Genomic DNA, 10,131 nt, shown 5'->3' on the forward strand with positions numbered 1-10,131 from the left:
CGCGGGGACTACTCGGCGACGTCGGCGCGGGCCGCGGCCCAGCGCGAGTTGAGGTCGGCGAACAGCGACTCCTTGTCGCCGGCGCCCGCACCGCGCGCGGCGTCGATCAGCTCCTGGCGGTAGGCGTTGCCGAACAGGTCGATCTCGGCCTCGTTGGCGATGTCGTTGATGACCGCCTCCTTGCCGACCGGGTCCGGGGCGAGCTCGAGGTACTGCACACCGAGCGCGTCGAAGTCCGCGAGGGTGTCGGGAGCGGGGTCGCTGATCACGGGGCTGATCGCACCCTGGCTCTCGGCGTAGCCGGACTCGTTCGTGAACCAGTCGATCCACGCGCGGGCGGTGGCCTTGTTGTCCGAGTTCTTGTTGATCGCGAGGAACTTGTCCGAGGCGGTCACCGAGGTGAAGGTCCCGTCCTGCGCCCACGGCATCGGCCAGAAGCCGATGACGTCGCGGGACTTCCCGGCCTTCTCGGCCGCGTCCTGCATCTGCGAGACGGCCCAGGAGCCGAGCACCATCGAGCCGATCTCCCCGCTCGCGAGGAGGTCCTTCGACTCCTCCCAGTTCGTGGTGGTCGGGTCCGCCTCGCTGAGGCCCTGCGCGACCGTGTCGTAGAGCAGGCCGTCGATGTTGTACTGGTCGTTGCCCTCGGTCCAGGGCGCGTCGTCCGCGATCATCTCGGTGCGGACGTCCGCCCCCTGCACCGTGCCGAGGTTGCCCTCGATCGTCGCGAGGGGCCACCCGTCCTTGTAGTTCGTGTAATTGGGGACGACGCCGTCGGCCTTGATCTTCTCGAGGTCGGCGAGGTACTCCTCCTCCGTGGCGGGCGGGTCGGTGATGCCCGCCGCGGTCCAGACGTCGCGGTTGAACACGTAGCCCATGGCCGAGCCGAAGGTCGAGACTCCGTAGGCGGTGCCGTCGAACGAGCCCTCGTTGGTGAAGCGGTAGGTCTTCGACAGCTCCTCCGTCGAGCCCAGCGGCTCGAAGTAGTCGGAGTAGTCGTCCTTGGTGACGTTGGAGCTCGGGATGAGCAGCACGTCGCCGTAGTCCTTCGAGTTCAGGCGGATCTTGGTGTCGCCCTCGTAGTCGGTCAGGGCCTCGAACTTCACTGTCGTCCCGGGGTACTTCCCCTCGAACGTCGTCGCGTAGTCGGCGAAGGTCGTGTCGACCAGGTCGGTGCGGTTGGTCAGCACAGTGATCTCGCCGGCCGGCTCGCCGGAGTCGTTCCCCGCCGATCCGCCGGAGCAGCCGGCGAGCGCGAGGGAGGACGTGACGGCGACGGCGACGATGCCGATCAGCGTGGTCCTGCGGTTTCTGGTGGGTCGTTGCACGGGTGTTCTCCTCGGTAGGGCGTCGCGGTGCGACGGTGAGTGCAGTGGGTGCGGGACGGAGGTCAGTGACGGGCCTGCCACCAGTGCCGGATCGTCGGGAGGTACTGGCGCACCAGCGACTCCAGCCACGACGGCACGTGGGGGTGGGGCGAGGGTCCGGCCGTCGGCGGCGCGGTGGGAGTCGTCGGCGGTGCGGTGGGCGTCGTCGTCGTCGGGGTGGTCGGCGTCGGCGTCGGGGCGGGCCCGGCGGCGACCACCGTCGCCACGTCGTCGACGGTGAGGACTCCGATCCCCGATCCGTTCACGTAGAGGGCGTACTGGGTCACCGAGGTCAGGTCGAGATCGGCCTCCGGGGCCCACGACGGCGGAGCGAAGGCTGAGAAGGGGACGACGGTCGGCCCCTCCGTCGCCGGGGTGACGGAGGCCTCCCAGTAGGCGCCGTTCGCGACGAACTGCACCGAGAACGGGGCCGCGGCGTCCACGTCGAGGGTCAGCCCGGAGTAGCCCCACCAGTTCTGCGGAGCATCGAACGTCTTCACGACGCCCGCGTAGCCGGCCGTGCCCGTGTCGTAGTCGAAGCGCGCGGCGCTGCCGGCGCCGGAGGGCACCAGCGTCGGCGCGATGGTGCCGCCCCCGCTGTTCCGGACGTAGGCCTCGCGGACCGCCGCGTCGTCGGCGTAGCCCTCGAAGTCGTCGACCACGACGGGCTCCGTCGGCACGGCCGAGGTCTCGAACGAGCGGACCTCGGACACGGTGGAGCCGACGCCGTTCACGGCGGTCACCCGCCAGGAGTAGCGCGTCTCGGGGGCGAGGTCGACGTCCGGGCGGACGGTGGTCGCGGTGAGCCCGGTCGTCTCCACGATCGGTTCGGAGAGGTCCTCCGATGCCGAGAGGGTGAAGCGGTAGAACGCGGCGTCGGCGGCGGGCTCCCACGAGAACGCGGGGGTCGCGGTGATCCCGTCGGCGCCGGCGGCCGGCGCGACGAGCGCGGGGGCGGCCGGGGCGCCGAGCGGAGCGGCGTTCGGCGAGAAGAGGTTCACGGAGCCGATCTGCGGCGTCCACGCCTCGCCCGGGCCCTGCGGCCACGAGACGCGCAGCTGGTTCACGCCGGAGAGGCCGCGCACCGACAGCGTGTACTGCTTCCAGTTCCCGGTGCCGCCGCGGGTGTCGACCGCGATCGGCGCCCACGTCGCACCGTCGGCCGAGCCCTCCACGGTGAGCGGGGCGACCGGCTGGTCGGGCCAGTACCAGGCCGTCACGTCGGCGCCGCTGATGTCGTCGAAGCTCCAGGTGAGGCTCGCCGGATCGGTGCTCTCGCGCTTCACGCGGGAGACGTCTCCGCCGAACTGCGCGGGCGAGCCGGAGTCGATCGCGAGGCTGCCCGTGCGGGCCGACACCTTCGAGAAGTCGTCGAGCGGGTCGGCGAGGGCCACCGCCTCCGCCGCGCTCGTGACGGTGGCGCGCTCGAGGGTGGCGCTGCCGCTCCAGGAGAGGCGGACGGCGTCGCCGTCGAGGCCGACCGCCCGGAGGGCGCCGCCGTCGACCGTGGTCGCGGCCGGAGTCCAGGTCGTCCCGTCGGTGCTCGTCGAGACGGTCGCGGCCGAGGGGTCCGAGAGGAGGAACTCGGCGGCGGTCACGCCGTCGCGCTGCCAGGTGATGCTCGCAGCGCCCGTCGCGGCGACGACTCCGCCGGCCGGCGTCGGCTCGAGCCGCGCGTTCTCGTGTGCCGAGCTGAGGGTCCAGGTCTGCAGCGGATCGACGAGCACCGTGCCGGCCTCGGGCGCGGCCACGGGGTCGGAGGCGGGGCCGGGGCGATCGCCCTCGCCGACCGCGACCACGCGGTAGCGCGCTCCGTCGGGCGAGTCGTAGTCGGTGACCGGGGAGGCGGAGGCGGAGACGGCGCCGTCGGTCACGTCGCTCCAGGCACCGCCGTCGACCGAGCGCTGCACGAGATAGCCCTGCGCTCCCGCGGTCCCGCGCCACGAGACGGTGGTGATGCCGTACACCTGGTCGAGGGCCGTGACGAGCGGGGCGCCGAGCTCGTGCCGGCCGGGCGTGCTGCCGACGGCCGCGCTGTAGCGCTCGACCGCGTCCACGCTCTCCCGCTCCCGCGCCGAATCGCCCGGGTAGTGGAGGGTGAAGCCGTCGTCGTGCGGGACGAAGCCCCCGCGGTCGTTGTTCCCGAACAGCGACCAGAAGAACATGCCCGAGACGTTCCGGTCGGCCGCGGCCGCGTCGAGCAGCGTGGCGGAGGCGGCCGTCGAGGCGTACTCCCCCGCGATGTAGACCTTGCCCGCGTCCGCGACGGTCCGCGCGTCGGCCGAGACCCGCTCGGCGGTCGGCGGGTAGTAGTGGACGTCGACGATGTCGAGGTCCGGCGACGCGAGGGTGTCGGGATCGATGTCGAAGCGGCGGCCGGCGGCGACGAGCTGCTCCGGGGCCTTCTCCTTCAGGTGCGCGACCTGGGCGTCGATCCACTCGCGGGTCATGCCCTCGAGCTCGTTGCCCAGCTCCCACGCCATGATCGTCGGGTCGTCGACGAAGCGCGTCCCGGTGATCGTGTTCGTGTGGTCGAGCACGTGGTCGACGTAGTCCTGGTATGCCGCGATCGCGGCCGGATCGGTGTAGAAGTCGTCCGACTCGAGGCCGAGCGGAGTCGTGAAGTCGCGGTGACCGCCGTGGTAGTACTCCCACTGGTCGGTGAGCGGCAGCACCAGGCGGATGCCGAGAGTGCCCGCGTAGGCGACCGCGAAGTCGATGGTGCGGAACGCCTCCTCGTTGTACTCGCCGAGCCGCGGCATCAGCGCGAGCGGGTCGGCGTCGTCCTGGCTGGTCGACGTCATCATGTGCGAGCGCACGACGGTGACACCGAGCCCGGCCGCCGTGTCGAGGGCGTCCTTGATGCGGAAGTAGGTCGGGTAGTCGATCCCGCCGACGTTCTCGTCGAGGCCGAGCCAGTAGATGTTCGTCCCGCTGGCACGGAAGCGCTCGCCGTCGAGGGTGAGGGCGCTGCCGTCGCGCTGGACGAACGCGGTGTTGGCGCTGGTCCAGTCGGCCGGCGCGGCCTGGGCGGAGGACGCGGTCGCGACGAGGGTCGAGGCGACGACGGCGGCGATCGCTCCGCCGGCGAGGGCCGAGCGGAGGCGGGAGCGCCTCGGGGCGGGCGGTGCTGCGGCACGGGTCATGTGTGTTCCAGGGCTCCTTCGACCGGGGTGGAGGACCGGCTCGCGTCGTTCCGCTCTCGGGAGCGGGGCTCGTCGCCCCGCCCTCGTCGGCCGGTCCTCGGACAGACTCCCCTGTCCTCCCCGTCGAGGTCAATATCAAAAGTAAATAATTTATGTAACGAATCGAGACGGCAGTGCGAGCACGCGGGGCGTGGCGACGGCCGTCGACCGGCGGTCGGAGATGCTCAGGCCGCCGGCGCGCCCGTGGATCCGCGCGGGACGATCACGACGGCGGGGCTGCTGATCGCACGGCTCTCGCCACCCGCGATGCCGGCCAGGAGCTCCCGGCCGGCGAGCATCCCGATGACCTGCACGTCGTGCGAGACCGCCGAGAGCGGGGGCTCGCTGAGCTGGCACTGCGCGGAGTCGTCCCAGGCGAGGAGCGAGAGCTCGCCCGGGACGGCGAGACCGCGATCGCGGGCCTCGTCGAGTCCGCCGAGCGCCATCAGGTCGCTGTCGAAGACGACCGCCGTCGGCCGCTCGTCGCCGTCGAGCAGGGCCGCCAGAGCACGGGCCCCGGAGGCCCGCGAGTAGTCGCCCCCGGCCGTCGGTCCGGACACTCCGTGCCGCGCGCACTCCTGCGCGAACGTCTCCTCGCGGATGCGCGTGTGCAGCAGCTCCGCGGGTCCGGCGACGCGGCCGAGCCGGGAGTGGCCCTGACCGGCGAGGAAGTCGACGGCCGCGCGCATCGCGTTGTCGTCGTCCGTCCACACCGCGCGGAAGCCGACGGCGGCGCTCGGCGGGCCGATCACGACGGCGGGGAGGCCGAGGCCGCGCACGAACTCCGGCCGCGGATCCCCGTCCTCGAGGTCGACCAGGATCACGCCGCTCACCTCGCCGTCCTCGCTCCACCGCCGATAGGTCGCGAGCTCGGCGTCGGCGTCGGGCAGGACGTTGAGGAGCACCGAGTAGCCCGAAGGGCGGACCGCCCGCTCGACACCGGCGATGAACTCGTGGAAGTACGGCTCCGCGCCCATGATCTCGGTCGCCCGCACCAGGGCCAGGCCGATCGGTCTCGTCCGCGTCATCGCCACCGCCCTTCGTCGCCCGTCCAGAGTAGGGGGCCGATCGGCGGCGGAGCCGTCCCGTACGCTGACGAGCGGAACGGGAGGTGACGGCATGGCACGGCGCGAATCGACACCCGCGGCCCCCGGGAGCCGCGCCCTCGTCGTGGACCTGATCCGCTCCTCCGGGCCGATCAGCCGCGTCGAGCTGACCGCCGCGACCGGCCTCACCCAGCCCGCCATCTCGATGATCGTGCGCAAGCTCCTCACCGACGGCATCGTCCGCCAGACCGGCTCGACCTCGACCGGGGGCAAGCCGCGGCAGCTGCTCGAGATCAACGCGCGGGCGAGGATCGCCATCGGCCTGCAGCTCGGCTTCGAGTCGATCACCCTGGTCGCGACCGACACGGGCGGAGGCGTGATCGCACGCCAGCAGATCGACGGCGCCGCGCTCGCCTCCCCGGAGGAGGTCACCGCGCGCCTGGTCCGGGCCTACGACGACTTCATCCGCGGGACCGGGATCGACCGCGGCTCGATCGCGGGCGTGGCGGTCGTCGCTCCCGGCCCGATCGACCAGGCCGCGGGCCGCGTCCTCGGCCCGCCGACGCTGCACCACTGGCGCGACCACCCGCTCCGCCAGGAGCTCGGCGCCGGTCTGGGCGCGCCGATCCTGCTCGACAACGACGCCGCCGCCGCCGCGATCGGCGAGTTCTGGAGCCGCGGCGTCTCGCGGCACCGCACCTTCGGGAGCATCTACGTCGGCACCGGCATCGGGGCCGGCGTCGTCCTCGACGGCGCACTGCTGCGCGGGGCGAGCTCGAACGCGGTCGAGATCGGCCACGTCACGATCGTGCCGGGCGGGCGCGAGTGCTTCTGCGGCAACGTCGGCTGCCTCGAGCGGTACGCCTCGCCGACGGTGGTCGTGGAGGAGGCGCGCTCCGACCGCGCCGCGTTCGCCGACCTCGACCTCGCCTTCCGCGCCGAGGAGCACGCCCGCGACTTCGACGTGCTCAGCCTGGCGGCGATCAACGGCCATCCGGCGGCCCTCGCCCTGATCGAGCGCGCGGCCGGGCACCTGGCCGACGGCGCTCTGATCCTGGCCAACCTGTTCGACCTCGACGAGCTGGTCCTCACCGGCCCCGGAGTCGCCATCGCCGGCTCGATCCACACCCGCGCGATCCGCGCCCGCCTCGACGAGCGCCGCTTCGCCCGCCGGGCCCACCCGATCGAGGTCGAGCTCTCGAGCAACCCGCGCGACGCGGCCGCCGTCGGAGCGTCCTCCCTCGTGCTGCAGAGCACCCTCTCGCCCGGGCACGGGCCGGTGCTCCTGCAGCCCGGAGGGCGCGATGGCTGAGGCCGTCGTCTCCGCCGGCCGGCTGCTCGGGCGGACCGTCGAGACGCCGGACGGAGCGGCGCACGCGTTCCTCGGGGTGCCCTACGCGGGCGACCCCCGGCGCTTCCTCCCGGCTCCGCCGCTCGAGGCCTGGAGCGGACGGCGCGAGGCGCTGGAGCCCGGACCGCGGGCTCCGCAGACGTCGGGTGGAAGCGAGACCGGCTGCCTGACCGTGAACGTCTGGACGCCGGAGGCAGCCGAGGCCTGCCCGGTGATCGTCTGGATCCACGGGGGGCTGCACGTCGCCGGCTCCCCCTCCGAGCCCTTCTGCGACGGAGCACGGCTCGCCGCCCGGACCGGCACCGTCGTCGTGGCGCTCGGCCACCGGCTCGGCGCGCTCGGATTCCTCACCGTGGACCACCTCCTCGGCCACGAGTACCGCGACTCCGCGAACGCGGGCCTGCACGACACCGTCGCCGCGCTCGAGTGGGTCCGCGACGAGATCGCGGCGTTCGGAGGAGACCCCGGTCGGATCACGCTGGCCGGCCAGTCCGCCGGCGCGACGTCGGCCGCGATGCTGCTCGCAGCGCCCCGCGCCGAGCGCCTCTTCGCGCGAGCAGTGCTGCAGAGCGCGAACCCCGAGCGCGTCGGGTCCCGCGAGTACGGCGAGGAGGCGACGGCGGAGCTGCTCGACCTGCTCGGCGCGCCGCCGGAGCGGCTCCTCGACCTGCCCTGGCCTCGCCTGATCGAGGCGCAGGACCGCCTGCTCGCCCGCCGCTCGGCCGCGGGTCCGAACACCGTCGCCGTGTTCCGGGCGGGCCTCGACGGCCGCTTGCTGACCCGCGACCCGGTGTCCGCCGTCGCGGAGGGAGCCTCGAGCGGAGTGGATCTCGTCGTGACGACGAACGTCAACGAGGGCTCGGGCTCCGTCGACCTCCGGGCTCCCGACTCCGTCGAGCTGCGCGCACAGCTCGACCGGCACGTCGCCGACCTGCTTCCGGGAGGGGACGCGGGGGCCTATCGAGAGGCTCTGGCGGCCGACCTGGGCCGCACCCCCTCGGACGCCGAGGCCCTGGAGGCGTGCCTCGCCGACGAGATCTACCGGCAGCCGAGTCTGCGGCTGCTCGACGCCCGGGCCGCAGCGACCGGATCGACGCGCGCCGCCCTGTTCGCCTGGCGCGCCGACGACTCCCGCGGCGCGACCCACTCCCTCGAGCTGCCCTTCCTCTTCCGCAGCCTCGACGACGCCCGTGGCACGATCGGGCCCGCCCCGCAGCGCCTCAGCGACGAGGTCTCGTCGCGCTGGGCCGCCTTCGCGGCGACGGGCGACGCCGGCTGGCCCGAGTACGGATCCGAGCGCACAACGCTCGTGCTCGACGACCCCGTCCGGATCGTCGACGCTCCCCGCGAGCACCTGCGCCGCCTGGTCGCGTCCCACCGCCGCTGATCCCACCGGCCACTGGCCCCGTCCAGGCGGTTAGGTTAGGTTAACCTTCGCAACCCCCACCACCCCCTTCGAAGGATCGCCGTGCCCGCCACTCGCACCCCCCTCCGCCTGACCGCCGTCGCCTCGCTCGGCCTCGCCGCGCTGCTGCTCACCGCCTGCTCGGGAGGAGCCGACGCCGGCTCCGAGGGCACGTCCGAGAGCAGCGCCGCCGAGAGCGGCGAGGGCTTCCCCGTCACCGTCGACCACGCCTTCGGCAGCACCACCGTCGAGTCGGCCGACCGCGTCGTCGCGACGAGCTGGACCAACCAGGACGTGGCGCTCGCGCTGGGTGTGACCCCGGTCGGCTTCACCCGCGCCTCCTACGGCGACGAGGACGGCGACGGCCTGCTGGTGTGGACGAAGGAGGCGCTCGACGCCTCCGGCGCCGAGACCCCGACCCTGTTCGACGAGACCGACGGCGTGCCCTTCGAGGCGATCTCGGACCTCAGCCCGACCGTGATCCTCTCGGCCTACTCCGGCATCACCCGGCAGGACTACGACACCCTCAGCCAGATCGCCCCCACAGTCGCCTACCCGGGCCTGCCCTGGGGCACGACCTGGCAGGACTCCGCGAAGCTCGACGGCGCCGCGCTGGGCCTCGAGGACGAGGCCGTCGCGAAGGTCGGCGAGATCGAGAGCGACATCACGCAGACCACCGCGTCCTACCCGCAGCTCGCGGGCACCACGTTCATGTACGGCTGGTACGACCCGACCGACGCGAGCACCTTCACCTACTACACGCCGAACGACGCGCGCGTGAAGTTCGTCGAGGACCTGGGGCTGGACGTCGCCCCGAGCGTCGCCGAGCTCTCCGGCGACTCGGAGGCGTTCAGCGGCACGATCAGCTCCGAGAACGCCGACCAGCTCGACGCCGACGTGCTCGTCGTCTACGGCGACGACACGACCCTCGCCGCACTGCAGGCCGACCCGCTGCTCTCCAAGATTCCGGCCGTCGAGCGCGGCTCCGTCTACGTGCTGGAGGACGGCTCCTCCGCCGCCATGGCCACCTCGTCGCCGAACCTGCTCAGCATCCCGTGGGTGCTCGACGAGTACACCGCCGGCCTCGCCGCGGCCGCCGACAAGGTGTCGTGACCCGCACCGCACCCACCCGGAAGACGAGGGCGACCGCGCTGGCGGTCGCCCTCGTCGCGCTGGCCGTCGCCTCGGTCCTCTCGCTCGTGTACGGCTCCCGCGAGATCCCGCTCGGCGAGGTCTGGCCGGCGCTGACCTCGCCCGATCCGGCGTCCATCGTCGACGCGGCGGTGCAGGGGCGGGTGCCGCGGACGGTCCTCGCGATCCTGGTCGGCGCCGCGCTCGGGCTCGCCGGAGCCGTGATGCAGGGGCTGACCCGCAACCCGCTCGCCGATCCGGGCATCCTCGGCCTCAACTCGGGCGCCTCGCTCGCGGTCGTGCTCGGGATCGCCGGGGTCGGCGCGACGAGCCTGCCGCAGTTCATCTGGCTCGCGTTCCTCGGAGCCGCCGCCGCCGGGGCGTTCGTCTACGCGGTCGCGTCGCTCGGCCGCGAGGGCGCCACTCCGCTGAAGCTCGCCCTCGCCGGAGCCGCGACCGCCGCCGCGCTCACCTCCCTCATCAGCGCGGTCCTGCTCACGCAGGAGACCACGCTGAACCGCTTCCGCTTCTGGCAGGTCGGCGGAGTCGGCGGCGCCGAGACCGCGAGCATCCTGCAGGTCCTCCCGTTCCTCGCGGTCGGCGCGGTGCTGGCTCTGTCCAGCGCGCGGGGGCTCGACGCCCTGGC

At 73.2% G+C, this 10,131-nt stretch carries 7 protein-coding genes; 4 read left to right on the forward strand and 3 right to left on the reverse strand.

What is annotated here, in order from left to right; translation table 11 throughout:
* Positions 1-8 precede the first annotated feature (8 nt).
* The 3 genes from C5C33_RS12105 to C5C33_RS12115 all read right to left on the reverse strand — a co-directional run bounded on the left by C5C33_RS12105 (position 9) and on the right by C5C33_RS12115 (position 5,580).
* On the reverse strand, positions 9-1,328 hold the full coding sequence (locus C5C33_RS12105; RefSeq protein ID WP_104261223.1) for an ABC transporter substrate-binding protein: 1,320 nt from the start codon (positions 1,326-1,328) through the stop codon (positions 9-11).
* Positions 1,329-1,390: 62 nt separating this feature from the next.
* Positions 1,391-4,513 (reverse strand): cellulase family glycosylhydrolase, encoded by a 3,123-nt coding sequence (locus tag C5C33_RS12110; RefSeq protein ID WP_104261224.1) that lies wholly within the window; start codon positions 4,511-4,513, stop codon positions 1,391-1,393.
* A 224-nt stretch (positions 4,514-4,737) separates the two neighbouring features.
* A complete protein-coding gene (locus C5C33_RS12115; RefSeq protein ID WP_208543581.1) occupies positions 4,738-5,580 on the reverse strand; it encodes a LacI family DNA-binding transcriptional regulator in 843 nt (280 codons plus the stop codon).
* A 91-nt stretch (positions 5,581-5,671) separates the two neighbouring features.
* On the opposite strand from C5C33_RS12115, the gene C5C33_RS12120 reads away from it, so the two are divergent.
* From C5C33_RS12120 to C5C33_RS12135, 4 genes are all read left to right on the forward strand, one after another.
* Positions 5,672-6,910, forward strand: a complete 1,239-nt coding sequence (locus C5C33_RS12120) for an ROK family transcriptional regulator (RefSeq protein ID WP_104234022.1) — start codon at positions 5,672-5,674, stop codon at positions 6,908-6,910.
* On the forward strand, positions 6,903-8,336 hold the full coding sequence (locus C5C33_RS12125; protein ID WP_104261225.1) for a carboxylesterase/lipase family protein: 1,434 nt from the start codon (positions 6,903-6,905) through the stop codon (positions 8,334-8,336). The genes C5C33_RS12120 and C5C33_RS12125 overlap by 8 nt, the downstream gene beginning before the upstream one ends.
* An 81-nt stretch (positions 8,337-8,417) precedes the next feature.
* On the forward strand, positions 8,418-9,467 hold the full coding sequence (locus C5C33_RS12130; protein WP_104329680.1) for an iron-siderophore ABC transporter substrate-binding protein: 1,050 nt from the start codon (positions 8,418-8,420) through the stop codon (positions 9,465-9,467).
* The coding region (locus C5C33_RS12135; protein WP_258069232.1) for an iron ABC transporter permease at positions 9,464-10,131 on the forward strand (668 nt) is incomplete at its 3' end. The genes C5C33_RS12130 and C5C33_RS12135, both read left to right, overlap by 4 nt.

It is taken from the genome of Rathayibacter sp. AY1H3, from assembly GCF_002932015.1.